This is a genomic window from Klebsiella sp. GL120222-02 (genome assembly GCF_003097195.1).
Taxonomy (GTDB): Bacteria; Pseudomonadota; Gammaproteobacteria; order Enterobacterales; family Enterobacteriaceae; genus Klebsiella; species Klebsiella variicola.
The window spans coordinates 26,322-52,892 of record NZ_QEQO01000003.1; the positions used below are offsets into that span (position 1 = coordinate 26,322).

Genomic DNA, 26,571 nt, shown 5'->3' on the forward strand with positions numbered 1-26,571 from the left:
CGCAGGATGCGATCGAGGTAACTGTGTATAAGACGATGACTTCAGGACATTATGACTAAGAAAAAAGCCCACAAACCTGGATCAGCCACCATTGCGCTGAATAAACGCGCCCGTCACGAATACTTTATCGAAGATGAATACGAGGCTGGTCTCGCCCTGCAGGGCTGGGAAGTCAAATCCCTGCGTGCAGGCAAAGCCAACATCGGCGATAGCTATGTCATCCTGAAGGATGGCGAAGCCTTCCTGTTCGGCGCCAACTTTACGCCCATGGCCGTGGCTTCCACCCACTATGTGTGCGACCCGACGCGCACCCGTAAGCTACTGCTTAACCAGCGTGAGCTGGACACGCTGTACGGCCGCATTAACCGCGAAGGTTACACTGTCGTCGCCCTGTCGCTGTACTGGAAGAACGCCTGGTGCAAAGTGAAAATCGGCGTCGCCAAAGGTAAGAAACAGCACGACAAGCGTACCGACCTGAAAGATCGTGAATGGGCGCTGGATAAGGCGCGTATTATGAAGCACGCCGGACGCTAACCCCCTCCCCTGAGGGCCAGCTCTCGCTGGCCCTTACGCTATATCCTTGTTGATGCTGCTTTTTCATCCACCCCGTTGAAACAATCCTGCGTAATGGGGCTGGTAACGACATTCACAAATCTGTTATACTTGACCTACACATTGGGGCTGATTCTGGATTCGACGGGATTTGCGAAACCCAAGGTGCATGCCGAGGGGCGGTTGGCCTCGTAAAAAGCCGCAAAAAATAGTCGCAAACGACGAAAACTACGCTTTAGCAGCTTAATAACCTGCTCTGAGCCCTCTCTCCCTAGCTTCCGCTCTTAAGACGGGGATCAAAGAGAGGTCAAACCCAAAAGAGATCGCGTGGATGCCCTGCCTGGGGTTGAAGCGTTAAATCTAATCAGGCTAGTTTGTTAGTGGCGTGTCTGTCCGCAGCTGGCAAGCGAATGTAAAGACTGACTAAGCATGTAGTGCCGAGGATGTAGGAATTTCGGACGCGGGTTCAACTCCCGCCAGCTCCACCAAAATTCTCCATCGGTGATTACCAGAGTCATCCGATGAAGTCCTGAAAGCCCGCACGGCGCAAGCCCTGCGGGCTTTTTTGTGCCTTGAATTTATCCCGCGAAGTCCGAAGAGAACTCATTAAATCCGAACCTTTTAGGCCCATTGATAGGCCCAACGAAAAGCTCTGTTGTTTTCGCGCTACCAATTACCCGCCAACCCCCCCTCTCAGAATTAGACCTCCCACGACACTCGCACAACCCTTTCACCTCCGGCCGCGTCCGCGGCCGGAGGGATAGATTTACTCCCTGTCAGAATACGCGTCCAGCATGGCAAGGACCGCCCGACGCGCCGCATCGTCTGCAATATTGTCAGGCAGCGCATCAGCCCGCAGAGTGACATAAGCGTCAGCAGCCCTTCGAATGGCAATCCCGACGGAGTGACGATCGTGCGTTGCCAGGGTGGAAGTCAGCAGGCCATCGGGATCAATGCCGAGGGCTTCTATTCGGCGAACGCCGCGTTGCGGTAGATTGGCGCGACGGAACAGCATCGGTCCCAGCACTTGTTCCCGGAAGAAGGACAGCATCCCCAGCGCTTCGAAGAGTTCGCCCCTGCCCAGTTTAACCACGGCATAATGCAGCCAGATCCAGGCTCGGGACTCAAACCACTCCGGCGTCATGTTCGGCCAGTGCGCGCTAAATTTTGCCAGCTGTCGCTCGAGAGCATCATTATCACGGGTAAATAGCACGGCAGGCTCCTCAACGCGCTGAGTGAGCATGTCCAGGGTGATAAATTTCATATCGACATGCAGAAGTTGCGGGCCAAACAGGCAGATCAGCAGGCGAGGCTCACCGACGTGTTCCCCGGTGAAAGCATGCAGCAGATGGCCGAGCGTTCCGGCGAACGCCATACGCTTAGCCATGATTTCGTCATAATAGAGAGGGTCGACCACCACCACAAAATCCAGATCGGAGTATTGATCAAACCCGCCATGGATAAACGAGCCGCCAGCGAGAAGGGCGTGGATCCGCGAATCAGACTGTAATTTAAGCTTCAGTTGCTCTGCAAAACTTCTGTGTAAATCGGGTAGCGTATTAAGCATACTTTTTCCTGTTCACAAAAAAGACAAAGCATTACAGAATATCCAGCGATTCATCAGCAGACCAGATATTTCTGCTGGAACCCTCCCCTCCCTGGCGGGGCTCCCGACGCGCTATATCGGAAGCAATACCTCCCTCAAACCACCTCGCTCATCCACTCAGCAAACGCCCGTACAGCGGGAGAGAGAAAGCGCTGGTGCGGATAGAGCAATGTGACGGGTACCGGGGGCGGCTGCCAGTCCGTCAGCACTTCCACCAGTCTCCCCTCCTGCAGGTGGTCAGCAACGATATTCTCCGCCAGCTGCGCCAGCCCGAAGCCCGCCAGGCACATTTTTATATAGAGCCCCGTTTCATTCACCGCGGCGTTGCCGCTGACGGGTACAGAAAAGGTCTCCCCGTGGCGAACGAAGCGGAACTCATCGGCCCGCCTCGCCTGGCCGGAGAAATAATGCACAGCCCGGTGCTGAGAGAGCGCCTCCGGTGACGACGGCACGCCATATTCCCTGAGATAGTCCGGCGACGCGCAGGTTACCCAGCGAAAGCGGCCCAGAGGGCGGGCCACCAGGCTGGAGTTGTTCAGCTCTCCCATGCGTATCACGCAGTCGACGCCTTCCTGAATGAGATCGACCTGGCGATCGCTGACGCCGATCATCAGGTAGATATCGGGATAGCGCCGGTAAAAGTCCGGCAGATGCGGCATGACGATGAAATGCGCGATGCCCGCGGGCATATCAACCCGCAGGCGCCCCTGAGGCCGCGCGACAGACTCGCTCAGGCTGGATTCGCTATGTTCGATGAGGGCGAGAATTTCCCGGCACTGCGCCAGATACTGCAGCCCTTCCGGAGTGAGACTCACCCGCCTTGTGGTCCGGTTCAGCAGCCGCACCTTCAGGTATTTCTCAAGGTTTTTAATGGTACTGGTGACAGTGGAGGCAGGCAGGGAAAGGGTTTCCGCGGCACGCACGAAGCTCCCTGCCTCCGCGACGCGCATAAACATCTGCATAGCCTGGATACGATCCACCTTCTTTCTCTCCTGAAGCAAGCAACTTACCGACTGACGGCATGATTATTCGTTAATTATGAATAATGAAAACAATTTACGCACCTTTTTTCGCTTAATCGACTGGCGTATCGTTGCACGGTGGATTACGAAGGGGGCCCGAAAATGAACATGCCCTCAATAAATATCCAGATAATCATTACGTTAAATAGCATGCACAAAGGAAAAACCATGTCCGTTCAGCCTGTCGAATTAAGTAAGGCCTATCGTTTATTGCAGGTCGGGTCCACCACCATGATTTCCGCAAAATATGATGGTGTCGAAAATGTCATGTCAGCCGCCTGGGTTGGGCTGGCAGGCGAGCGAAAAGTGGTGGCCTATATCGGCCCCCAGGCCTTCACACGTCAGCTGGTGGAAAAGAGCGGCTATTTCGTGGTGCAGATCCCCGTAGTCAGCCAGATGGCAACCGTCCTCTACGCTGGCGGGCGCAGCTATGCCGACGCGCCGGATAAAAATGACTCCATCCCCTTCATTTATCAGCCGGGGTTCGACATCCCCCTCGTGGCAGGCTGCGCCGGCTGGCTGGTGTGCAAAGTGATGCCCTACCCGGACATTCAGCAGCAACACAATCTGTTTCTGGGCGACATCGTCGCCGCCTGGAGCGATGACCGGGTATTCCGTAACGGACACTGGATTTTTGATGATGCGCCGGACGAGCTACGGACCGTTCACTATGTCGCAGGCGGGCAGTTCTATGCCATCGGCAAAGGCAGCAAATTCGATCATGGACCGGGTCAGGACTGATCCTCCCCGGTCATGAAGATCACTGACGAGATGCTTGCCCTGCAGAGCGGCTGATACTCCGGCGCCAGACGCCGGGCGCCTGGCCGTACTGGCGCTTGAAGCTGCGGTTGAAGGACTGCTGGGAGTCAAAGCCGAGGGCGATCGCCACGTTGAGGATCGGCTCGTTGCTGTGGGCTAAGCGTTCAACCGACTTTTGCAGCTTTTGCGCCCGAATATATTCTCCGAGGGGCTGCCCGGTATGTTCTTTGAAGATCCGCTGCAGGTGCCACTTCGAATAGCCGGATCGTCGGGCAACGGTGTCAATATCCAGACGGCTATCAAGATGGTTGTCGATCCAGTCGATCAGATCCTGAATGATGGCGCCAGTATTCATCATGTTACCTCCGCGCAGCCGGTTAAAAGCATCTTTGTCAGTTGCATTTAAAGGTGGCCTGTTTTTACACAAAATGCAAGTTTTATTGTTACATTTAAATCCACGCCGGGATCGCGGTTTTTGTCTCCCCCCTGGACCGCACATAAAGTGCAACAATTATTCTTGCACTTAGTTAAGCGCCTTCCTACAATCGCCGCGATAGTGTATTCGAAATTGTTACAGTTTTGTGGCGATGATCGACACAAATGGCCTTAAGCCAGCCCGGACAAAGGAAGTGGCGCGGCCTCTCACGCTGCGTCTTGCCCGGCGGCTACAATTACCGGAATAAAAATAATGAGCCTGCAAAAAACCTGGGGAAACATTCACCTGACCGCGCTCGGCGCGATGATGCTCTCCTTTCTGCTCGTCGGCTGCGACGACAGCGTCGCGCAAAATGCCGCGCCTCCCGCCCCGACGGTCAGCGCCGCTAAGGTGCTGGTGAAGTCGATCAGTCAGTGGGATAGTTTTAACGGTCGCATTGAAGCGGTGGAGAGCGTTCAGCTTCGCCCTCGCGTCTCGGGATATATTGATAAAGTGAATTACACCGACGGTCAGGAGGTGAAAAAGGGCCAGGTGCTGTTCACCATAGATGACAGAACCTATCGCGCCGCGCTGGAGCAGGCGCAGGCGACGCTGGCGAGAGCCAAAACGCAGGCCAGCCTGGCGCAAAGCGAGGCGAACCGCACCGATAAATTAGTCCATACCAATCTTGTCTCCCGTGAAGAGTGGGAGCAGCGCCGGTCAGCCGCGGTTCAGGCGCAGGCTGATATTCGCGCCGCGCAGGCGGCGGTGGATGCCGCGCAGCTTAACCTCGACTTCACCAAAGTGACCGCCCCTATTGACGGCCGCGCCAGCCGGGCGCTGATCACCAGCGGTAACCTGGTCACCGCGGGCGACACCGCCAGCGTGCTCACCACTCTGGTCTCGCAGAAGACGGTGTACGTCTACTTTGACGTCGACGAGTCAACCTACCTCCACTATCAAAACCTCGCCCGCCGTGGGCAAGGGGCGTCCAGCGATAATCAGGCGCTCCCGGTGGAGATTGGCCTGGTTGGCGAGGAGGGTTACCCCCATCAGGGCAAAGTGGATTTTCTTGATAATCAGTTAACGCCGAGTACCGGCACCATCCGCATGCGCGCGCTGCTGGATAACTCGCAGCGTCTGTTCACACCGGGGCTGTTTGCCCGCGTGCGTCTGCCGGGCAGCGCCGAGTTCAAAGCCACGCTGATCGACGACAAAGCGGTACTGACCGATCAGGATCGTAAATACGTCTATATCGTTGATAAAGATGGTAAAGCGCAGCGACGTGATATTACCCCGGGGCGTCTGGCAGACGGTTTACGCATCGTTCAGAAGGGGTTGAACCCTGGGGATAGCGTCATCGTCGACGGGTTACAAAAAGTGTTTATGCCGGGTATGCCGGTGAATGCCAAAACCGTTGCCATGACCACCAGCGCCGCCCTCAACTGATCCCTAATCAGAGAATCCAACACATGGACTTTTCCCGCTTTTTTATCGACAGGCCGATTTTCGCCGCGGTGCTGTCGATTTTAATTTTTATCACCGGGTTAATCGCTATCCCGCTGCTGCCGGTGAGCGAATATCCGGACGTCGTCCCGCCGAGCGTCCAGGTGCGCGCGGAGTATCCCGGCGCCAACCCGAAAGTGATTGCCGAGACCGTGGCGACGCCGCTGGAGGAAGCGATCAACGGCGTTGAAAACATGATGTACATGAAATCGGTCGCTGGCTCCGACGGCGTGCTGGTCACCACCGTCACCTTCCGCCCGGGTACCGACCCGGATCAGGCGCAGGTTCAGGTGCAGAACCGGGTCGCGCAGGCGGAAGCGCGTCTGCCGGAGGATGTACGCCGTCTGGGCATCACCACCCAGAAACAGTCTCCGACGCTAACCCTGGTGGTGCATCTGTTTTCGCCAAACGGTAAGTACGACTCGCTGTATATGCGCAACTACGCCACGCTGAAAGTGAAGGATGAGCTGGCGCGCCTGCCCGGCGTCGGCCAGATCCAGATTTTTGGCTCCGGTGAATATGCGATGCGCGTCTGGCTGGATCCCAATAAGGTCGCGGCCCGCGGTCTGACAGCCTCGGATGTGGTGACGGCGATGCAGGAGCAAAACGTCCAGGTGTCTGCCGGACAGCTTGGTGCCGAGCCGCTGCCGCAGGAGAGCGATTTCCTGATCTCCATTAACGCCCAGGGCCGTCTGCATACCGAAGAAGAGTTTGGCAATATCATTCTGAAAACGGCGCAGGATGGCTCGCTGGTCCGCCTGCGCGACGTGGCGCGCATCGAGATGGGTTCCGGCAGCTATGCGCTGCGCTCCCAGCTCAACAATAAGGATGCGGTCGGGATCGGTATCTTCCAGTCGCCGGGGGCTAACGCCATCGATCTGTCGAACGCGGTACGCGCCAAAATGGCCGAGCTGGCCTCCCGCTTCCCGGAAGATATGAAATGGGCGGCGCCGTACGACCCGACGGTTTTCGTGCGCGACTCCATCCGCGCGGTGGTGCAGACGCTGCTGGAAGCAGTGGTGCTGGTGGTGCTGGTGGTGATCCTGTTCCTGCAGACCTGGCGCGCGTCGATTATCCCATTGATCGCCGTGCCGGTATCGGTGGTGGGTACCTTCAGCATTCTCTATCTGCTGGGCTTCTCGCTGAATACCTTGAGCCTGTTCGGGCTGGTACTGGCTATCGGTATCGTGGTGGACGACGCCATCGTGGTGGTGGAGAACGTTGAGCGTAATATCGAAGAGGGGCTTGCGCCGCTTGCCGCGGCGCATCAGGCGATGCGTGAGGTCTCCGGGCCGATTATCGCCATTGCGCTGGTGCTGTGTGCGGTGTTCGTGCCGATGGCGTTTCTCTCTGGGGTCACCGGCCAGTTCTACAAACAGTTCGCGGTGACCATCGCCATCTCGACGGTGATCTCGGCCATCAACTCGCTGACGCTCTCCCCGGCGCTGGCGGCCCTGCTGTTAAAGCCGCACGGCGCGAAGAAAGACCTCCCTACCCGGCTGATCGATCGTCTGTTTGGCTGGATTTTCCGTCCGTTTAACCGCTTTTTCCTGCGCAGCTCGAACGGCTATCAGGGACTGGTGAGCAAAACCCTCGGACGCCGTGGCGCGGTGTTTGTGGTGTATTTGCTGCTGCTCTGCGCCGCTGGGGTGATGTTTAAAGTCGTCCCCGGCGGGTTTATTCCCACCCAGGATAAGCTGTATCTCATTGGCGGCGTGAAGATGCCGGAAGGTTCGTCGCTGGCGCGCACCGACGCGGTGATCCGCAAAATGAGCGAGATCGGGATGAATACCGAAGGGGTCGATTATGCGGTCGCTTTCCCGGGGCTTAACGCGCTGCAGTTCACCAACACGCCGAATACCGGGACGGTCTTTTTTGGCCTGAAACCGTTCGACCAGCGCAAACACACGGCGGCGGAAATTAACGCGGAGATCAACGCCAAAATCGCGCAAATCCAGCAGGGCTTTGGCTTCTCCATCCTGCCGCCGCCGATTTTAGGACTGGGTCAGGGTTCCGGCTACTCCCTGTACATCCAGGATCGCGGTGGGCTGGGCTATGGCGCGCTGCAAAGCGCGGTGAATGCGATGTCCGGGGCGATTATGCAGACGCCAGGGATGCACTTCCCGATCTCGACTTACCAGGCTAACGTGCCGCAGCTGGACGTGCAGGTCGATCGCGATAAGGCGAAAGCGCAGGGGGTGTCGCTAACCGATCTGTTCGGCACGCTGCAGACCTATCTCGGCTCGTCTTATGTCAATGACTTTAACCAGTTCGGGCGTACCTGGCGCGTGATGGCCCAGGCCGATGGGCCATTCCGCGAGAGCGTGGAAGATATTGCTAATCTGCGCACCCGCAATAATCAGGGCGAAATGGTGCCGATCGGCAGTATGGTGAATATCAGTACCACCTACGGGCCGGATCCGGTGATCCGCTACAACGGTTATCCAGCGGCGGACCTGATTGGCGATGCCGATCCGCGGGTCCTCTCTTCTTCACAGGCGATGACGCATCTGGAGGAGCTGTCGAAGCAGATCCTGCCGAATGGGATGAATATTGAGTGGACGGATCTCAGCTTCCAGCAGGCCACCCAGGGCAACACGGCGCTGATCGTCTTCCCGGTGGCGGTGCTGCTGGCGTTCCTCGTGCTGGCCGCTCTGTATGAAAGCTGGACCCTGCCGCTGGCGGTGATCCTTATCGTACCGATGACGATGCTCTCCGCGCTGTTTGGCGTCTGGCTGACCGGGGGCGATAACAACGTCTTCGTGCAGGTGGGTCTGGTGGTCCTGATGGGCCTGGCCTGTAAAAACGCCATTCTGATCGTCGAGTTTGCCCGCGAGCTGGAGATCCAGGGGAAAGGCATCATGGAAGCGGCGCTGGAGGCATGCCGCCTGCGTCTGCGCCCGATCGTGATGACCTCCATCGCCTTTATCGCCGGGACCATTCCGCTGATCCTCGGCCACGGTGCAGGAGCGGAAGTCCGCGGTGTCACCGGGATCACGGTGTTCTCCGGGATGCTGGGCGTGACGCTGTTTGGTCTGTTCCTGACGCCGGTGTTTTACGTGACGCTGCGGAAACTGGTGACCCGCAGGAAGCCGGTCCAGGAGGATCTGCCCGCCTAGCCTGCAGCAGATAACAAAAAACCGCCTTCACATTTGAAGGCGGTTTTTTTTCGTCACCAGAAAATGATTAATGCGCTTTTTTAAAGCGGGCGATCATTTCCGGCACCGGGTCGCAGCCGCTGCTATCGCCATTTTTGACCGCCTCCAGCGCGCTGGCCACGGTGTGACGAGCAAGGACGTTTAGCGAAGCCTGCTCTGCTTCATCGGCAATCGATTTGAAGTACCAACAGGCGTTGGCGCTGACCACGCAGCGAGCCGGAACTTCAGGACGCGACGCCCACAGCTTTTTATCTTCAATAACCGAAAGATAGATATCACGCAGGGTGATCTTGTCCGCCGGGCGGCCAAGATGAATAGAGCCGTTGCGGCCAAGCGTGGAGACGATGATGCCGTCACGAGTAAGCGGAACCATTAGTTTACGGATAAAGCTCGGGTTCGCTTCCAGGCCGTAGGCCAGAATCGCACTCGTCGAACGTTCACCCATCTGCTCCGCCATTGCTACGCTGAGAACCATCTGCAAAGCTGTCGGGAAGCGGTAATCTAACATGGTATTGTCCTGGGTTGCGGTGAATCTTGTTCTTTTTGGCACCGCAGAGGTGAATAATCAATGAACAACAATATAACAAATACGGGAATTTTTTTGAAGCAATCTGCGGTTAGCCTGCGAAGTAAATTTTCTGATTTCACGGGCAAAGGCTGCCGGATGACAAACCCGGCAACCACATACCGTGCCATCTAAAAACCGCGAAGATCATCCACCGGTACGTTCAGCTGGTTATTCTCAACAATGCGTTGCAGGGTCAGGCTGATCACGTCAATGTTGTTATCGAAACTGCCGTGGGAAGCATCGATCATCACGCCTGGGCCACCACAGACCTTATCGATATCAATGATGTTGGTTCGGCCGCGCTTTTCCAGCCCCGCCTCAGCCGCGGCATGACGCCAGTTACGCAATGCTTCCCCGGTGCTCGACGAACCGTCCCAGCCCGAGTAGTTTTTGTCGCGTATCTTGTCCATTCCCAGCAGCGGTGTTCGCCGATCCCCTTCTAACGCGTTGGAGACGAAATAGAGGAGCGACTTGCGATAAATAGCTGCCACATTGTCGGCTCGTTCAATGCGATCGGACAGGATATGGAGATACATACGTTTCATCAGCAATTCATGCGGGGCATAGTGTCGGTTGGCAAACTGTACCGTACATGCCGGCGCATAGAGATGCGCAGACTTGAGAGCGTCACCCAGGCCGCGGGATGACAACAGATCGACGAAATGGCCGAGAATAATACTGCCCGCCGAGTGACCAATTATATGAATTTCAAGCGCTTTCCCCCAGGTTTCCACTAACTTTTGCAGGGCTGTCACCAGCAGATCGCCTGCGCGTCCTGAAACGCAACTAAATTCAGCGTTCTCCTTCATTTCGCTCCACAGAGGCTTCGCGGCCGGCCGGCCAATAGTTTCCTCAATCAGCAGATCGGAAGCCTCAGTCAATGCCTCACGCACGCCACCCGCGCGCGAGGGTTCACGGCGAAAATGGTCGGAGAAGATATCGCCAAAGGACTCCAGGATCCCTGTTTTCCACACCAGAAAGAGTGGATAGCAATCGTTGCCAGTGAAGTAACGTCCCATCGCCCGCGCCCGCGCAATCGACCCGGCCTCATTGTTGAGCCCGCCATGCGCATAAATGACTAAGCGTTTAGTCTCTGCGTGTTGTAAGCGAAACCAACGATCGGGCAATACGCATCCCTGATACATCAGCGTACGCGTCATCTCGTCCTGAGTCAGGTAGCGGTCCACCCGACCATCGTTGCCGATAACAATACTGTGCTGATAGGCAGTGGTTTCGTCCCACCACTGCGGGTGATTACCCGCGGCGGCCGGTGTGGCAAGGGCTGGCGAACCCGTTGCAAGCTGCCCTGGCACCACGCCGGGCACGCCCAGCGCCGCCACCCAGGCATCCATCGCGTTGGTCAGCCAGTCGGCATAACTCAGTACCGCGAAGCCACCGCATCCCCACTCTGTACCCCAGGAGTTTTGTACGATAAACCCGTCGCGGTTAAACCCAACCAGCGCAAACGCATGACCGCCCGTTTTAGTAGGCTTGCCATTGAACGCGATGACCGCCAGCGAGTCATGATTGGTGGGCGCCTTTTTCGCTGTCGGTACCGTCTGCCAGCCCTCATGGGTAAAGGCGGAAACGTAGATAGCCCCCACGTCATGGATGGCGGCCTGCATATCGGTAATATTTTTGATATCAATACGATAGTAGACCCCCAGCGTCGTATTCACCGCGCGCTCCGCGTATCCGTATTGCGGCGGGATATTTTCCTGCTCCCGGTAAGGCCAGTCAGACTCCAGACACACGCCGTGATGGAACCACCCTTTAAGCGCACCACGGCAGCTCGAACCGTCATAATCTTCCCCGGCGTATTCGTCGTATCGCCGGGCAAAGTTGTAAAGCATGCGGGGGCTCACTGAATCGAGTTTTTTCGGGAAACCGGCTTTACGCCAGCGCAAATAGTTCACCACGCAGGCTAAGCCAAAACCCGTGCAGGCGCCTTCCCGCCCCTGATCGAGGATCAGCTGCGCCTGGGTGTAGACGGTCAGTAGCGTGGCGATATCCTTATCAACCGGAAAGCGGTCCGGTAGGCTCACCGGCGGCGGCGTATAGGTACGATCGCGCAGATCAAGCGGATCCTTCGACGCATTGAGAACCGGTCCCTCTGCCGGGGCCGCGATCGCGGCGGCGCCCGCCTGCTGTCTGCTCCCTCTGCCAGCTCCCGCGCCCTGTATCTGGCTGGTCTGCTGCATAACCGCTGGCAAGACCGCTGCAAGCGTGAAGACTTTTTTGAAACTATCCAGCCCGTGCGCCCCGCCATTCACCAGCCTGCGCGCTTTCCGATAGTCGGGGGGCGTGGCTGTCAGGGCCGAGGTTAACGCCTCTCGACGATCGCCGAGGAACATCGCCAACAGTACCGCCGCCACCTCGGGTGCATTAGCTAAATCGGGAGAGCCGATAATGTCCACACCTATGCGGGAAGCATATTTCTGGTAGTTCGACCGCCCCGTAAGCTGTACGAAACCACGTCCGCGAAACCTGGCGCCATCGCCAGGGTTGATGTTACCAAGATTCTTGCCTTTGTCGGTCCCTGCGTCGTAGGCGCTGAACGCCGGCAGCCCTGGCAGCGTGTTGAACTGCGAGGGATATTCGGAAATCGGCACGAAGCCTTCGGTCTCCGCGCGGATGGTCCCCAGGGCGGCCAGGATCAACGGGATCGTCGTGAGCCCTTCGCTGGTTAACGCTGCCGCGACGTACGGCAGATAGCGCAGCACATTGGATGGTTTGGTGGCGGGGAATAAATGCTGCACCTCATCTGCCCGCAGCGCAAACGCAGGCAGCTTGATAAGCGCCAACAGGCTCTGGCAATAGGGACCGACGACGCCATCGGCGATGATGCCGATATTCGACTGCCAGTGTCGGACCGCCGAGGCGAGCGTGGCATCGAACGTGTCACTATTCGACGGCAATGCAAACATCTTCGCATCTGCTCCCAGCGTTTTCGCCAGACGTTTGCGTAACTCGACAACCTCCGGGCCGGATGAGCCCTGCAACAGCAATTTAACCATGACAATAATCCTCGAAAAGCGATGACCGTGCGGCGATATTGATATAGGCCGCAGTACGCAACATAACGTTGAGCTGTCCTTGTGAAATGAGGCTGACAAGTGGTATTGCTTCAGGCTGCAAAGCGACCCGGCGGCCGCGGATGATATCCTTCGACAAAGATGGCGCGTGTCGCTCTCTCGTTTGAGGCGGGCAAACTTCGTCTGGGCAGGCGTTCCGGCATGCTCGTATGAGTATAGGAGAAGCGTAACGGCACCCGAGGATTTATTACTGGCTGAAATCTGTCACGGGTCAGCCGTTGACGGGCGGTTCAGGAGACATCATTCTCTCCCCGTTCGCCAACTATCCGCTGCCATAACGGCAGCGGATCCTGCGGGATTTGTCTGGCGCTGATCTGCCTGCACAAACTCTCCACCATCGCGATGGCGGAAAAAACCATTAAAGCGAATCGCTAACGACTGCGCTGCCCGGCGACCTGTCCACACCAGCGGCGCCTAACCCTGTGGATAACCTGGAGGCAGTTGCCTGGCAGCCGCAGCCCGGGCGGGCTACCGGCTGCTGTTCGTTTTTTAAACAGGAGAAATGCCACCGCCAGGCTGCGCGCTGAGCGCCAGAGCCACCACCGCGGCGGAGGGAAGCCCCTACCCCACTCAGTAATTCCACTTCGGCCGCGCCACCGTGTTTTTCTTCAACAGGTCGCGGAACGCTTTCAGGTAGGGCTCATTGCTGCGCCCGCGCTTACAGATAGCGGAGAACGGCGACTGAAAGCCAAACTCGTTGGGCAGCAGCACCCGCAGGCGGTTCTCTTTGATCCACGGCCAGGCGTAATGCTCCGGCAGATAGCCAATATATTTCCCCGAGAGGATCAGCAACAGCTGGGCGTCGACGGTCTCGACGGTGGCGCTGCCTTTGCTGAAGCCCCGGCGGCGCAAATCGCTGGTGTTCCAGTAGCTGCGGGTCACCAGCGGGCACTGGCTGATCTGCTCTTTATCCAGCTGACGGCTGAAGAACATCGGGTGCAGATCGCTGCAGTAGAGCCAGTGCTGTTCGCGGTACAGCGGCTCGCTGATGATGTTATGCACCTGCGAGTTGTAGCTACCGATGGCCAGGTCGATATGGTTGTTCAGCACGCCGTTCAGTTGCTCCGCCGGGGTGCGAATAATCAGTTTGATATGCACATGGGGAAATTTGTCGCTGAAGCTGCGCAGAACCACCGGCAGCGAGAGCGCCGTTTCGGTCTCGATGGAGTCGAGCGTCGAGATGCACAAGGTGCCGCTGTGCTCCCCTTTGAGCAGCGCCGACTGCCGCTCCAGCTCATTGAGTTCACTCAGCACGCGGATCGCCTGCTGTAAAAACTGCTGACCTTTCTCAGTCAGGGAAAAACCGCCGCGCCCGCGCTGGCAGAGGGTGAAGCCAAGCTGTCCCTCCAGCTGCGACATGGCATTGCTGATGGCGGAGACCGAAATGCCCAGCTCCTGCTGGGCCCGGCTATAGCTCTCCAGGCGGGCCACCGCCTCGAAAACCTGCAGCTGTCGAATATTAAGGCTGGCGTCGTGATGCATCGTATTTAGTTCACCAATAAATGAACTGAGTATTTACGTCAGACGATGTAAAGTCCAGCGCGGGTTGCGCACTATCTCTCCTGTTACGTTTCATCCGTCAGATTCAGGAGCAGACATGGATAACCTCTTTCACCAACCGCAGGGTGGCAATGAGATGCCACGCTTCGCCGGCCGCGCCACGATGATGCGCCTGCCGTTTATTGAAGATTTACAGGGACTTGATGCGGCATTTGTCGGCATTCCGCTGGATATCGGCACCTCGCAGCGCTCAGGTACGCGCTACGGACCGCGCTATATTCGCGCCGAATCGGTGATGATCCGTCCGTACAATATGGCAACCGGCGCCGCGCCGTTCGACTCGCTGTCGGTGGCCGACATCGGCGATGTGCCGATCAATACCTACAGCCTGCTCAAATCGGTGCAAATTATCGAAGATTACTACACCGGTTTGAATAGTTATCCGCTGATCCCGCTAACCCTCGGCGGGGACCACACCATTACCCTGCCGATCCTGCGGGCGCTGACCAAAAAACATGGTCCGGTGGGGCTCATCCACGTCGACGCCCATACCGATACCAATGATGAGATGTTCGGAGAGAAAATCGCCCACGGCACCACCTTCCGCCGCGCCGTTGAGGAGGGACTGCTCGACCTCAAACGGGTGGTGCAGATTGGCCAGCGCGCCCAGGGCTATGCCGCCGGCGACTTCCAGTGGGGCGTTGACCAGGGCTTTCGCCTGGTGCAGGCGGAGCAGTGCTGGCATACCTCGCTGGCGCCACTGATGGCCGAAGTCCGCCAGCAGATGGGCGACGGGCCGGTGTATCTCAGCTTTGATATCGACAGCCTCGATCCCATCTGGGCCCCGGGAACCGGGACGCCGGAAGTCGGCGGCCTGACCTCCATTCAGGCGCTGGAGATCGTCCGCGGCTGCCGCGGCCTGAACCTGATTGGCGCCGATCTGGTCGAGGTCTCGCCCCCCTATGACGTGAGTGGTAATACCTCCCAGCTGGCGGCCAACCTGCTGTACGAGATGCTCTGCGTCCTGCCCGGCGTGAAGTACGCCTGAGGAAGCCGCCATGGAGCTGAAATGCTTTCGCACCCTCTGGGGAGTCACCACCCCCTGGTCGCAAACGCTGGATGAACTGCAGCGCGTCGGCTGCTGCGGTATCGAAGCCCGCGTGCCGTTAACGGTGGCCGAACGGCGGGAGCTCGCCGACCGCCTGCAGGCGTCGGGGCTGGAGTATATCGCCATTCTTTTCAGCGGCGGCGGAGTGCTCCCCGCCCAGCATGAAACGCCGGAGCAGCATCTGGCGCGCCTGCAGACCCGCTTCGCCGAGGCCAGCAGCCTCAACCCGCGCTTTGTCAATCTGCTGGCGGGCAACGATCGCTGGCCGCTGGCGCAGCAGGTCGATTTTCTCGGCAAGGCGCACGAGCTGGCCGCCGGGTTTGGTTTGACCTGCAGCTTTGAAACCCATCGCGCCACCTCGCTGTACAGCCCGTGGCTCACGCTGGAGATTATTCAGCAGCTCCCCCAGTTGCGCTTTACCGCCGACATCAGCCACTGGGTGGTGGTCAGCGAGCGCCTGCTGGATGACCCCTGCGATGACTTCAGCGCCTTTATCGACCGCGTGCATCACGTGCAGGCCCGGGTGGGCTACGACCAGGGGCCGCAGGTGCCGCACCCGGCGGCGCCGGAGTATCAGCCGGCGCTGGCTTTTGCCGAGCGCTTCTGGCAGCAGGTCTGGCATTCACAGCGCCAGCGCGGCTACCCGCAGACCACGCTGACCCCGGAGTTTGGCGCCGACGGCTATCTGCACCATCTGCCGTTCACCAACGTTCCGGTGGCCGACCTCTGGTCGCTCAACGCCTGGATGGCCGCGCGCCAGCAGGCCCACTTTCAGCAGTTTTTAACGCTCACTGAACAGGAACCGCAGCCATGACCGCCGTGAAGCACGCTTTTACTGAACTCCCGACCATCGATATCCGCGATCTGGCCGGCGACGATCTCGCCAGGCGCCAGGCGGTGGCCGACGCCATCGGCCGCGCGGCGCGCGAGGTGGGCTTTTTCTACATCACTGGCCACGGCATCGACCCGGCGCTGATCGCCGGCGTCCGCGAGGCGGCGAAGCAGATCTTCGCCCTGCCGATGGAGGAGAAGATGAACTATTACATCGGCCACTCCAAAAGCCATAAGGGCTACGTTCCGGAAGGAGAAGAGATCTACGGCTCCGGCAAGCCGGACCATAAAGAGGCTTTCGATATCGGCTTCCAGGCAGCGGATGACCATCCGCTGGTGCTCGCCGGCACGCCGCTGATCGGCGCCAATGAGTGGCCCGATCTGCCGGATTTCCGCGCGCGGGTGATGGCCTACTACGACGCAGTCTTCGCCCTCGGCCACCGTCTGTTCGACGCTTTCGCCCTCGCGCTCGGCCTGCCGGAAGGGTATTTCAAACCGATGGTGACCTGCCCGCCGGCCAAGCTGCGGCTGATCCATTACCCGTTCGACGCCAGCGTCGAAGATGTTCCCGGAATTGGTGCACACACCGACTATGAGTGCTTCACCCTGCTGCTCGCCGACCAGCCCGGCCTTGAAGTCCTCAATGAAGAAAGCGTGTGGATCGATGCACCTCCCGTCAAGAACGCCGCCGGAGAAGAGGCGTTCGTGATCAATATCGGCGACATGCTGGAAGTGCTCAGCGCTGGCACATTTGTTGCTACAGCCCACCGGGTGCGCAAAGTGCCGCAGGAGCGGTACTCCTTCCCGCTGTTTTTCGCCTGCGATTACCACACGCTGATCCGCCCGCTGCCGACCTTCCTCGCCGCCGGCGAAGCCGGTGAATATCAGGAGCTCAGCATCGGGGAGCATATGTGGAGCCAGGCGCTGCAAACCTATCGCTACCTGCGCGAGAAGGTCAATCGCGGTGAACTTCAGCTACCGGAGCGCGCGCGCGGCACCAATACCTTTGGCCATTTGAAAAAACAGGCACAGCAAAAAAACCCCTAACCACCCGTGAGGAACCATGATGACTAGCACCCTGAAAAAAATCTCGCGCCGTGTCGCGCTTACCCTCGCCGTCAGCGCCTGTTTTTCCCCTGTCACCCAGGCGGCGGAACTGCTGACCGAGGGCGTCTTTAAGGTGGGGATGGAGGTCACCTACCCGCCGTTTGAGTCCTATGACAGCAATAACAACATCGTCGGTCTCGACCCGGATTTCGCCGCGCTGATCGCCCAACATCTGCAGGCCAAACCGCAGCTGATCGACACCAAGTTCACCAGCCTGATCCTCGGCATCGGCAAGAAATATGATGCGGTGATCTCCGGGATGTACGTGACGCCGGAACGCCAGAAGCAGGCCGACGCCATCCCTTACGCCCTCTCCGGCGCGTCGATCATCGCCCTGAAGGGCGGCGCGGTGCAGCCGAAAACCGAAGATGAGCTGTGCGGCGTGAAGGTCGGCCTGCAGGCAGGCACCACCTGGGTGACCAGCCTGAAAAAACACTCCGATGAGTGGTGCCTGAAAAACGGCAAACCGGCCATCACCATTCAGGAGTTCCCGACGGCGCCGGAAGCCTCGCAGGCGCTGCTGTCGAAGAACATCGGCGCCCAGCTTGAGATTGCCCCGGCGGCGCAGATCATCGTCGACAAGAGCCGCGGCCGCCTGGGGATAAGCTCTACGCGCCTGGTCTACCCGCTGCCGTTGGGGATCTACGTCGCCAAAGGCAACACCGAGCTGGCGGAGGCGATTAAGGCTACCCTGGCCGCGCTGAAAGCCAACGGCCAATATGCCGCGCTGATCAAAAAATACAACTTAGAAAGCATCGATTAAGACAATAAGCACTGCGCAACAGGAGTCGGTATGGCGTTCGATTGGGGATACTTTTTTTCACTGTTTAGCATTGGAGCATTCTGGCAGGCGTGCGTGACCGTGATCGTGGTCAGCACCTTGTCCTGGGGGATCGGCCTGGTGGTCGGTTTTCTGTTAGCCTGCGCGAAGCTCTCCGCGCCGCGCTGGGTCAAGATCCCCGTCGAACTCTATATCTGGTTTTTTCGCAGCGTGCCGCTGATGGTGCTGCTGGTGTTTGTCTACAACCTGCCGCAGCTGTTTCCGGTGACCCAGCCGCTACTCGGGGTGCCGTTTATCGCCGGGCTGGTGTCGATGACCGTCACCGAAGCGGCCTATATGGCGGAGATCCACCGCGGCGGCCTGCTGTCGGTGGCCAAGGGGCAGAGCGAGGCGGGCCATGCGCTGAGCTTCAGCTTTATCGGCATCCAGCGGCTGATTGTTATTCCTCAGGCGTTTCGCATCTCGCTGCCGACGCTGATCAATGAATACATCACCATCATTAAGCTGAGCTCGATTCTGTCGGTGGTCTCCTTACCCGAGCTGCTGCTCACCGGCCAGCGCTTGTATGCGCAAAATTTCCTCGTGATGGAGACCCTGCTGGCGGTGGCGGTGTACTACGTGATGGTGGTTACCGTCTTCACCTGGCTGTTCCGGGCGCTGGAAAATCGTCTCGATATTCAGCGCAAGCGTCCGCAAACCCTCAGCGAGGCGGAATGCCAGGCGCTGCGCCAGAGCCTGCCGGCACTGACGGAGGAGATCAAAACGCCGGCCGTCAACGGCGCGCCGCCAGCGCTCGATCTGCGGGGCATCCGCAAATCCTGGGGTCAGCATGAGGTGCTGAAAGGCATCGATCTGCAGGTGGAGAACGGGGAGGTGATCAGCATCATCGGCCCGTCCGGCTCCGGCAAAACCACCCTGATCCGCACCATCAACGCCCTCGAAAGCCTTGATGGCGGGGAGATCATTCTCTACGGCGAGGACTATCTGAAGGGCGGAGCCATCGTCGACAAACGCCAGATGCGCGCCGGGGTGCGGCGCATCGGCATGGTCTTCCAGAGCTTCAACCTGTTCCCCCACCGCACGGTGCTCGACAACGTGATGCTGGCCCCGCGCTATCACCAGCTGCTTGACCAGCCGGTCGCCCGCGAGCAGGCCCTGGCGCTGCTCGACCGCGTCGGCCTGCTGGCCCATGCCCACAAATACCCCTGGCAGCTCTCAGGCGGCCAGCAGCAGCGCGTGGCGATCGCCCGGGCGCTGGCTCTGAAGCCGGACATTATGCTGTTTGACGAGCCAACCTCGGCGCTGGATCCGGAGCTGGTAGGCGAAGTGTTGAAGGTCATTCAGTCGCTGGCCCGCGAAGGCATGACCATGCTGATTGTCACTCACGAGATGGACTTCGCCCTGTCGATTTCCGACCGCGTGGTGCTGATGGAGAACGGCGTGGTGCAGGCCGATATCGCCCCGCAGGTGATCCGCAGCCCGCTGGAGGCCCCTTCTCTGCAACGAATCCGTGAATTTATGGGAGTACGCTAAATGGCAACTGAGCAACACCTGCGCCAGCAGTTGGCCGCCGCCTACCGGCTGGCGGCGCTGTTCGGCTGGGAGGATACCCTCTACACCCACTTCTCCGTGCGCCTGCCCGGCGATGGCGAGCCGCGTTTTTTAATTAACCCCTTCGGCATGATGTTTGACGAAGTCACCGCCAGCAACCTGATCGTGGTGGATATGCAGGGCAAGGTCGTAGAGGGCGACGCACCGGCTAACTCGGCGGGCTTTACCATCCACAGCGCGGTGCATATGGCCCGGGAAGACGCCCACTGCGTGATCCACACCCATACGCTGCCGGGAATGGCGGTGGCCGCCTGCGAGGACGGCCTGCTGCAGCTTAACCAGATCAGTACCGAGTTTTACCAGCGCGTCGGCTACCATCCCTATGAAGGGGTGGCCTTTGACCTCGACGAACGGGCGCGCATCCAGCGCTCGCTGGGGAATAATATCGCCATGATCCTGCAGAGCCACGGCCTGCTGTCGGTGGGCCGCACCGTGGCCGATGCGTTTTACATCATGTACTACCTGAACCGCGCCTGCGAGATCCAGATGGCCACCGCCCAGCTGGCGGCCCTCAGCCCGATCCACACCATCGCTCCGCACCTCAGCCAGCACGCCTGCGAGCAGCTGATGGGCGTGGAGCATGAACGTCAACAGGTCTGGCAGGCGTGGCTGCGCCGTCTTGACCGTCTCGATACCTCTTACAAAGACTAACGCCTATGTCTGATATCACTATCGTTGTGGATTGTAACGACGCGGATTTCGCCCGCGATATTTGCGCCGCCCTGCAGCAGTTTCCCGACGTCACGGCGCTTCTGCCCCATCACCAGGCGGCGCGCGACGCCCAGTACGCCAGCTGCTGGTTCCCGGACCCGCAGCTGCTGAGCCGCTCGCCGGGGCTGAAGCTGATCCAGGCCGCGTCCGCCGGGGTCGATCATCTGCCGCCCGCGCTGTTCGCCAGCGAGATCCCGCTGTGCCGGGTGATCGATGAAGATTTTCGCCACGGCATGTTCGAATATGCTCTGTGGAGCGTCCTGTGGTTTCAGCGCCATTTCGACCGGGCGCTGGCCCACCAGCGAACCCAAACCTGGAAGCTCTATCCCCAGCGCGCCGCCGCCGACTTCCATATCGGCATTATGGGTCTGGGCGAAATTGGCGGCTATATCGCAGACCAGCTGGCCCGCCTCGGCTATCGGGTCTCCGGCTGGTCGCGCAGTGAAAAGCAGCTGGCTGGTGTCACCTGCTATCGCGGCGAGGAGGCGCTCGACCACTTTCTTGGGTCGCTTGACGGGCTGATTAACCTCCTGCCGCTCACCGCGCAGACCCGAGGTATCCTCGCCGCGCCGCTGTTCAACCGGCTACCCGCCGGGGCGGTGTTGATCAACTGCGGCCGCGGGGAACATATGGTCAATGACGATGTGCTGGCGGCGCTGGAGAGCGGCCAGCTCGCCGGGGCGGTGCTCGACGTCTTCCCGCAGGAGCCATTGCCGGCGGACGATCCGCTGTGGCGCCATCCGCTGGTGGTCATCACCCCGCATATGGCCTCTGCGGCCCCTGCCGAGGTGATCGCCCGCCAGTTGCTGGAGAACATTCAGCGCCAGCGCCGCGGGCTGCCGCTGAAGAACCTGGTCAATAAGCACGCCGGTTACTGATCCCCAGCCATACTGCCGCTGCTACGCTTAATGGGAGATCCACAACCAGAAGGCAGGAACATGAAGATTGATTTATCGGGGAAAGTCGCGCTGGTCACCGCCTCCACGGCGGGTATTGGCTTCGCCATCGCCAAAGGCCTGGCGGAGAGCGGCGCAGAGATCATCATTAACGGGCGCAGCGAGCAGAGCGTGAACGCCGCCATCGCTCGTCTGCAAAATGAGGTGTCGGGCGCGAAGGCGCGACCCGCCATCGCCGACCTCAGCGACGCCGACGGCGCAGCCCAGCTGCTGCGGGCGGTGACCGGCGTCGATATTCTGGTCAATAACGCCGGGATCTATGGCCCGCAGGATTTCTACGCCACCGACGACGCGACATGGGACAACTACTGGCAGACCAACGTCATGTCCGGCGTACGCCTGTCACGGGGGCTGCTCCCGGCGATGGTCAGTAAAGGCTGGGGGCGGGTGGTGTTTATCTCCTCAGAATCGGCGCGCAATATCCCGGCGGACATGATCCATTATGGCGTGACCAAGACCGCGCAGCTGTCGCTGGCCCGCGGCCTGGCGAAATATGTCGCCGGCAGCGGAGTGACCGTTAACAGCGTACTGCCAGGGCCGACGATTTCCGACGGCTTTGCCGAGATGCTGAAAGACGACGTGGCGAAAACCGGCAAGTCGCTGGAGGAACTGGCGAAAGCGTTTGTCATGACCCATCGTCCGAGCTCGGTGATCCAGCGGGCGGCCTCGGTGGGAGAGGTCGCCAATATGGTGGTCTACGTCTGCTCGCCGCAGGCATCGGCCACCTCCGGCGCCGCACTGCGCGTCGACGGCGGCGTGGTGGATGATATTCTCTGACGCCCACCTCATTCAGGGGAGTCACCCTCCCCTGTCGCCTTCGCCGGCGCTAAACCGCGCAAAATGTTAAAAAAACGCGGCAAAGTCGCACAAAGTGAACAGGAACATGCATTCCCAAAACTTATGATATTTCTTTTAAGTATAAGTTGTGGTGTTAATGTCTCTGTTACGAAGCTTGCTATTCTTTCTCGGCGCGGCGGTCGCAGCCGCCCTCGCGGTACTCTGTCTGTGGGTGGATATTCGGGTGTTTGGCAACGACATCCCGGAGGTGTCGCTCACCGAAGTGGTGCAGGAGAGCGTGCTGGCCGTCATCGTACTGGTTCACTTCCTGCTGGCGCGAAAATATACCCACCTGCGCTATAGCAATATCCTCATCGGCGGCTTCTTCCTCGCCATGCTGATCCGTGAACTGGATGGCCTGTTTGATTTGCTCTCCCACGGCAGCTGGGTGTGGTTTGCCCTGCTGGCCACCGTAGGGTCGCTGCTGGCGCCGCTGCGCCATCTGCGTCAGACCCTGTCGCAGCTGGCGGAGTATACCCGCACGCCCTATTACGGGATGATGATCAGCGGCCTGCTGGCGATTCTGGTCTTCTCGCGGCTGTTCGGCATGCACGGCCTGTGGTACGCCGTGCTGGATGAGAACTACGCCCGGGTGGTGAAAAACACGGTCGAGGAAGGCAGCGAGTCGTTTGGCTATATGCTGTGCCTGACCGCCACCCTCGGCTACGCCTGCTACTTCCGCGGCCTCGCGCGACAGCCCCTGTCGCCGCAGCGCTAACCGTGGACGATAACCACCGCCGGACGCGTCTGCCGGCGGTGGCGCGCCGCCGCGTTAACCGCGAATTTTCCACTTCCGTTTGAGAACCTCTTTGTCCTGGCTATCCAGCCACTGGTTCACTTTCTCCAGCAGCGCCGGGTTATCCTTATTCATCATATACACCTTGTCGCTGGCGGTGCCGGCGAACGGTGTTTCGTTAGCAACGCAGAACACGCCGGGCTCTTTGCTTTGGTAATAGTCGCCTTCGATCAGGTCTGTCACCATCATATCGGCTGTTTTCTGCCGCAGCGCCTCCAGATTGTCGACGTTGTTCTGTACGCGAATGATCTGCGCCTGCTTGATATGCTCATCGACAAAGCTCTGGTTTGTGCCGCCAGGGTTGACGACCACCTTCACCTCCGGGCGGTCAATCTTCGCCAGCGAGCCGAGCCGCGGGGCGGCCTGGCAGTTGGCTAAGGCGATTTTACCGTTCGCCACTACCGGATGGCTGAGGGCGAAGTCCTTCGCCCGCGCCGGAGTCTGCGTCACGCCGCCCATCGCAATATCAAACTTGTCCGCCCACAGATCGGCGGCGAGCGCTGGCCAGCTGGTGTAGACGAAGCTCACCTTCAGCCCCAGCGTGCGCCCGAGATCGCGGGCCATGTCCACGTCATAGCCCTGCAGCTCGCCGGCGGCATTGCGAAACGCCAGCGGGGCGTAATCGCCCGGCACGCCCACTTTCAGCTCACCGCTGTGCTCGATGGTTTGCATATCGCGCGCCTGGGCGCCGCAGGTCATTATCGCCAGCGTCAGCGCCAGCCCCACCGTCAGTTTCATCTCGCCATCCTTATCGTTATCGATTTTTCGCGCCGGGGTGATCGGCCGCTTATCAGTCCACACCATCCGCAGCATACGCCAGGGCATTCATCCTATTTTTAATCATCGTGACATACAACCCGGCAGCACGGTTGCCGATCGCAAATCTGGCGATAAAAAACAGCCCCCCTCCGGTGAATGATCCCTCATCTGCCGGGCGTAGCCTTACGTGAACGATCGTATTTTCCACCATGAAGTGGGTTCGAACACCTGGCAAAAAAGAGCAATAAGCTATTTCTAATCCATTGAATTAAAATAGCAATTTATTTTATCGAGCGATATTTGGCATTCAACTCGCGTTAATAACCGTCTTATTTACGTCGCAATTCCCCCACGCTACTATCCCGACAAAAGCAGCCCCTAAATAACAAGCCAGTTTATTTCCTGGTATTAATAAATTTGTCAGTCAGATGAATTAATAAAAAACATACCTGGCGTAAATAAGACTCATCAAAATAACGGCCCTGGCGCCAGCTTTACGGGCAATAGAGAAGGAAAGAAAATGAAAATAATCACGCTGTGTCTGGCGACGGTCTTTGCCGGGCTGGCCGCTGTCCCTGCACTCGCGGCAGAGGGCAAGCTGAATTTCATCGGCAAGGTCGTGAACGCCTCCTGCAAGCTCGAAGGGGTGAGCGACAGCGGGGTCATCGACGTCAGTATGGGCGCTATTCCGCTGTCGAGACTGAAAAACAGTCAGTCTGGGACCGGGCCGGCGGTCGGCATCGACATTCGCGTTAAAGATTGTGAGAAAGGCACTTACTACATTGTGGTTGACGGCCCCTCGCCTGCCGACACACCTGAAAACCGCGTGCTGGCGCTCGACGGCAGCGGTAAGCCGGCCAGCAAGGTAGGTATTCTGCTCACTGACCGCACGGGCACCCCGCTCAGCCTCGATGAACGCCTTGATCCGCAACACGATCCCCGCATAGAGATCCCGGTGGACGGCGGCTCCGGAACCTTCAGGCTGAACGCCTTCTATTACACCTGGGACAAAACCCACGCCGATCCCGGCGACGGCAATGCGACGGCCCGATTTACCATTATGCAGGAATAGCTTCCCGGTCAGGGATGAGACGTCAAGGGAGTCCTCATGAAAACACAGCTGGCGATTCTGCTCTGCGCAGTGACCTTTCAGGCCTGCGCCGGGATCACCATTAATGCCACGCGGGTGGTCTATTCCGGGAAAGAAAAGGTCGCCAGCCTGAACATTCACAATCGCAGCAGCACGCCTTATAAAGTGCAGATCTGGCTGGACGCCGGACTCAATACCTCGCGCGTCGGCCTGCCGATAGTGGCGACGCCGCCGCAGGTCTATTTATCGCCGCAACAATCCGCCCAGCTGCGCTTTATCTATCTCGGCGGCGGGCTGCCCGGCGATCGGGAAAGCGTGTACTGGGTCAATATCCAGGAGACGCCTCCCGCAGCCGTCGGCACGCATACGCTGCAATTTGTCGTCCGTACCCGCCTGAAGCTCTTTTATCGTCCGCCCGCCATCACCACCACCCTCGCCAGAGAGGTGCAAAAGCTGCAGTGGCAGCAGAGCGGGAATCACCTGCGCTTTACCAACTCAGGCCCACTGCATATCACCCTGGTCAACGGGACGCTGATCGATAATAAAGGCCACCTCTCGCCGATGAGAAACGTGATGCTCCGGCCATACAGCAGCCATACCGTGATGACCACCGACAGCACTCGCCTGTACCAGCTGAACTATATCGACGACTACGGCGCGGTGGTGCCCATCCCCCTGCAGAATGCCCATGCGCCAGCGTCAGGCTAGTTATACTCCAGGGCGAAGGTCACCATGCTGTTGGCCGTGCCCGCCCCCACCGTGGCGTCAGTTTGCACATACTGGGCGTTAAAATTGATCGCCTCGGCGGTACCGGCGTTTGTGCCGGTCACCCTTTTCAGGATCGGCAAGTTGCTGGCCTCATTGATCTTAACGCTGGTGCCATCAGAGACCGCCGCGCCGGGGTTATTGCCGTAGGTCAGCTTCACGCCGACGCCGCTGGCGCTGTTGCTGGCCTTGCTCAGGGCCAGGGTATCGCTCTCCACGCTGACGCCGAAAAAGCCGATGCGCACGTCGGTCGGCGACGGGCAGAACACCGGGATCGAAAAGCGCTTCGCCTGGCCGCCGGTGCTCCCTTTGCCGTGAAACTCCGCCCGGTTTACCGTGCCCAGAGTGACCTGGATCGTCGACGTCGCTACCTGACAGCTGCCGCTGCTGCCGATGTCCACGTTCAGGGCCGCCATATCGATACTGACCGGCGCGCTGGCGACATAGCTGGCGCTCCCGCTGGCCTGCTGCTCAATGGTCATCTCCCCCACCTGCGGCAGCGACGGCGAGTTGGTGTGCGTCCCGTCCGCCAGCTGCACCGTCCCGGTTTTATAGAAGGTCACCGCGATCCTGACCGTGGTTTGCTGCTGCGTCATCAGCGCCGGAAGCATTGCGCTGTCGCACACCACCACCGACTCGCCGCCTGCGGAGTGGCTGCCATCGATAGCGCGCATCGGGCCGCCCGCGCACTGAAAGCTGAGCGAGTAACCGATGCCGTCGATGGCGCTGGGGTAGACGTGCTGTCCGTTAATCACCACCGGCGAGCCGCCGGTTTTCAGTTGCTTATAGACGATGCGTTTGGCGCTCGCCGTCGGCAGCTGCAGGTCGCAGGAAAAGGGGATCCCGCTGCCGTTATCCGCCATCGCGCTGGTCATCTGGGTATTGACCGGCAGCGTGGGTAAATATTTGATATTGGGAATATTGACCGTGGTCTGGCCGATATTCGCGCGGCAGGTTTCAGCCCGCACGCCGGGGAGGTAACCACTCAGCGCCAGCAGAAAGAGAACAGGAAGTAGACGAAAAACAGATTTCATAGCC

Annotated in this window: 22 protein-coding genes, 1 other RNA gene and 1 pseudogene; 16 read left to right on the top strand and 8 right to left on the bottom strand. The window is 59.2% G+C overall.

From position 1 onward, the window contains the following. Window positions 1-51: 51 nt before the first annotated feature. Together smpB and ssrA are read left to right on the top strand one after the other, a co-directional pair. Entirely contained in the window at window positions 52-534 is a 483-nt protein-coding gene (gene smpB, locus N438_RS09980) for an SsrA-binding protein SmpB (RefSeq protein WP_002914164.1), read from the top strand. Between the two features lie 143 nt (window positions 535-677). Then, window positions 678-1,040, top strand: a transfer-messenger RNA (tmRNA) gene (ssrA, locus tag N438_RS09985). Window positions 1,041-1,318: 278 nt separating this feature from the next. Here ssrA and N438_RS09990 read toward each other — a convergent pair. Further along, on the bottom strand, window positions 1,319-2,119 hold the full coding sequence (locus N438_RS09990; RefSeq protein ID WP_032740842.1) for a hypothetical protein: 801 nt from the start codon (window positions 2,117-2,119) through the stop codon (window positions 1,319-1,321). A 134-nt stretch (window positions 2,120-2,253) separates the two neighbouring features. Next, window positions 2,254-3,138 (bottom strand): LysR family transcriptional regulator, encoded by an 885-nt coding sequence (locus N438_RS09995; RefSeq protein WP_072125731.1) that lies wholly within the window; start codon window positions 3,136-3,138, stop codon window positions 2,254-2,256. A 210-nt stretch (window positions 3,139-3,348) separates the two neighbouring features. On the opposite strand from N438_RS09995, the gene N438_RS10000 reads away from it, so the two are divergent. After that, window positions 3,349-3,921, top strand: coding sequence for a flavin reductase family protein (locus N438_RS10000; RefSeq protein ID WP_008806104.1), 573 nt, complete (start codon window positions 3,349-3,351; stop codon window positions 3,919-3,921). Between the two features lie 19 nt (window positions 3,922-3,940). On the opposite strand, the gene N438_RS10005 is transcribed toward N438_RS10000, so the two are convergent. Then, on the bottom strand, window positions 3,941-4,294 hold the full coding sequence (locus N438_RS10005; protein ID WP_048268071.1) for a helix-turn-helix domain-containing protein: 354 nt from the start codon (window positions 4,292-4,294) through the stop codon (window positions 3,941-3,943). A gap of 333 nt (window positions 4,295-4,627) precedes the next feature. Between N438_RS10005 and oqxA the strand changes: the two genes are divergently transcribed. Continuing rightward, the gene (gene oqxA, locus N438_RS10010; protein WP_008806106.1) at window positions 4,628-5,803 is read left to right on the top strand and encodes a multidrug efflux RND transporter periplasmic adaptor subunit OqxA; all 1,176 of its coding nucleotides are present in this window, start codon (window positions 4,628-4,630) and stop codon (window positions 5,801-5,803) included. Window positions 5,804-5,826: 23 nt separating this feature from the next. Beyond that, a complete protein-coding gene (locus N438_RS10015; protein ID WP_063865569.1) occupies window positions 5,827-8,979 on the top strand; it encodes a multidrug efflux RND transporter permease subunit OqxB7 in 3,153 nt (1,050 codons plus the stop codon). Between the two features lie 67 nt (window positions 8,980-9,046). Here N438_RS10015 and N438_RS10020 read toward each other — a convergent pair whose 3' ends face one another. From N438_RS10020 to N438_RS10030, 3 genes are all read right to left on the bottom strand, one after another. Beyond that, entirely contained in the window at window positions 9,047-9,526 is a 480-nt protein-coding gene (locus tag N438_RS10020; RefSeq protein ID WP_008806108.1) for an Rrf2 family transcriptional regulator, read from the bottom strand. A gap of 188 nt (window positions 9,527-9,714) precedes the next feature. Further along, window positions 9,715-12,603, bottom strand: a complete 2,889-nt coding sequence (locus tag N438_RS10025) for a C1 family peptidase (RefSeq protein ID WP_116696268.1) — start codon at window positions 12,601-12,603, stop codon at window positions 9,715-9,717. Between the two features lie 648 nt (window positions 12,604-13,251). After that, window positions 13,252-14,163, bottom strand: a complete 912-nt coding sequence (locus N438_RS10030) for a LysR family transcriptional regulator (RefSeq protein ID WP_002914199.1) — start codon at window positions 14,161-14,163, stop codon at window positions 13,252-13,254. 115 nt (window positions 14,164-14,278) lie between these two features. Here N438_RS10030 and speB point away from each other — a divergent pair, with 115 nt between their 5' ends. The 9 genes from speB (at window position 14,279) to N438_RS10075 (ending at window position 22,841) form a co-directional block, all read left to right on the top strand. Continuing rightward, on the top strand, window positions 14,279-15,229 hold the full coding sequence (gene speB, locus N438_RS10035) for an agmatinase (protein WP_004145693.1): 951 nt from the start codon (window positions 14,279-14,281) through the stop codon (window positions 15,227-15,229). A gap of 10 nt (window positions 15,230-15,239) precedes the next feature. Then, on the top strand, window positions 15,240-16,103 hold the full coding sequence (locus N438_RS10040) for a TIM barrel protein (RefSeq protein WP_012540818.1): 864 nt from the start codon (window positions 15,240-15,242) through the stop codon (window positions 16,101-16,103). After that, the gene (locus N438_RS10045) at window positions 16,100-17,167 is read left to right on the top strand and encodes a 2-oxoglutarate and iron-dependent oxygenase domain-containing protein (protein ID WP_116696269.1); all 1,068 of its coding nucleotides are present in this window, start codon (window positions 16,100-16,102) and stop codon (window positions 17,165-17,167) included. The genes N438_RS10040 and N438_RS10045 overlap by 4 nt, the downstream gene beginning before the upstream one ends. 19 nt (window positions 17,168-17,186) lie before the next feature. Further along, window positions 17,187-17,990, top strand: coding sequence for an ABC transporter substrate-binding protein (locus N438_RS10050; protein WP_004899993.1), 804 nt, complete (start codon window positions 17,187-17,189; stop codon window positions 17,988-17,990). Window positions 17,991-18,020: 30 nt separating this feature from the next. After that, window positions 18,021-19,541 carry an amino acid ABC transporter permease/ATP-binding protein gene (locus tag N438_RS10055; protein ID WP_008806112.1) on the top strand — a complete coding sequence of 507 codons (1,521 nt, stop codon included), beginning with the start codon at window positions 18,021-18,023 and terminating at the stop codon, window positions 19,539-19,541. Further along, entirely contained in the window at window positions 19,542-20,270 is a 729-nt protein-coding gene (locus N438_RS10060) for a class II aldolase/adducin family protein (RefSeq protein ID WP_004899997.1), read from the top strand. A 5-nt stretch (window positions 20,271-20,275) separates the two neighbouring features. After that, the gene (locus N438_RS10065; RefSeq protein ID WP_032755322.1) at window positions 20,276-21,208 is read left to right on the top strand and encodes a glyoxylate/hydroxypyruvate reductase A; all 933 of its coding nucleotides are present in this window, start codon (window positions 20,276-20,278) and stop codon (window positions 21,206-21,208) included. A 60-nt stretch (window positions 21,209-21,268) separates the two neighbouring features. Beyond that, on the top strand, window positions 21,269-22,063 hold the full coding sequence (locus N438_RS10070; protein ID WP_047666864.1) for an SDR family oxidoreductase: 795 nt from the start codon (window positions 21,269-21,271) through the stop codon (window positions 22,061-22,063). Between the two features lie 157 nt (window positions 22,064-22,220). Beyond that, the gene (locus N438_RS10075) at window positions 22,221-22,841 is read left to right on the top strand and encodes a hypothetical protein (RefSeq protein WP_012540816.1); all 621 of its coding nucleotides are present in this window, start codon (window positions 22,221-22,223) and stop codon (window positions 22,839-22,841) included. Between the two features lie 54 nt (window positions 22,842-22,895). On the opposite strand, the pseudogene N438_RS10080 reads toward N438_RS10075, so the two are convergent. Next, window positions 22,896-23,748, bottom strand: a pseudogene (locus tag N438_RS10080) (transporter substrate-binding domain-containing protein). 450 nt (window positions 23,749-24,198) lie between these two features. Here N438_RS10080 and N438_RS10090 point away from each other — a divergent pair. Next, the gene (locus tag N438_RS10090; RefSeq protein ID WP_012540815.1) at window positions 24,199-24,750 is read left to right on the top strand and encodes a fimbrial protein; all 552 of its coding nucleotides are present in this window, start codon (window positions 24,199-24,201) and stop codon (window positions 24,748-24,750) included. 36 nt (window positions 24,751-24,786) lie between these two features. Then, window positions 24,787-25,476 (top strand): molecular chaperone, encoded by a 690-nt coding sequence (locus tag N438_RS10095; protein WP_016161666.1) that lies wholly within the window; start codon window positions 24,787-24,789, stop codon window positions 25,474-25,476. Here the strand turns inward: N438_RS10095 and N438_RS10100 are convergent. Continuing rightward, window positions 25,473-26,567, bottom strand: coding sequence for a fimbrial protein (locus N438_RS10100; protein ID WP_008806119.1), 1,095 nt, complete (start codon window positions 26,565-26,567; stop codon window positions 25,473-25,475). The two genes, N438_RS10095 and N438_RS10100, sit on opposite strands and share 4 nt — an antisense overlap. Between the last annotated feature and the right edge of the window lie 4 nt (window positions 26,568-26,571).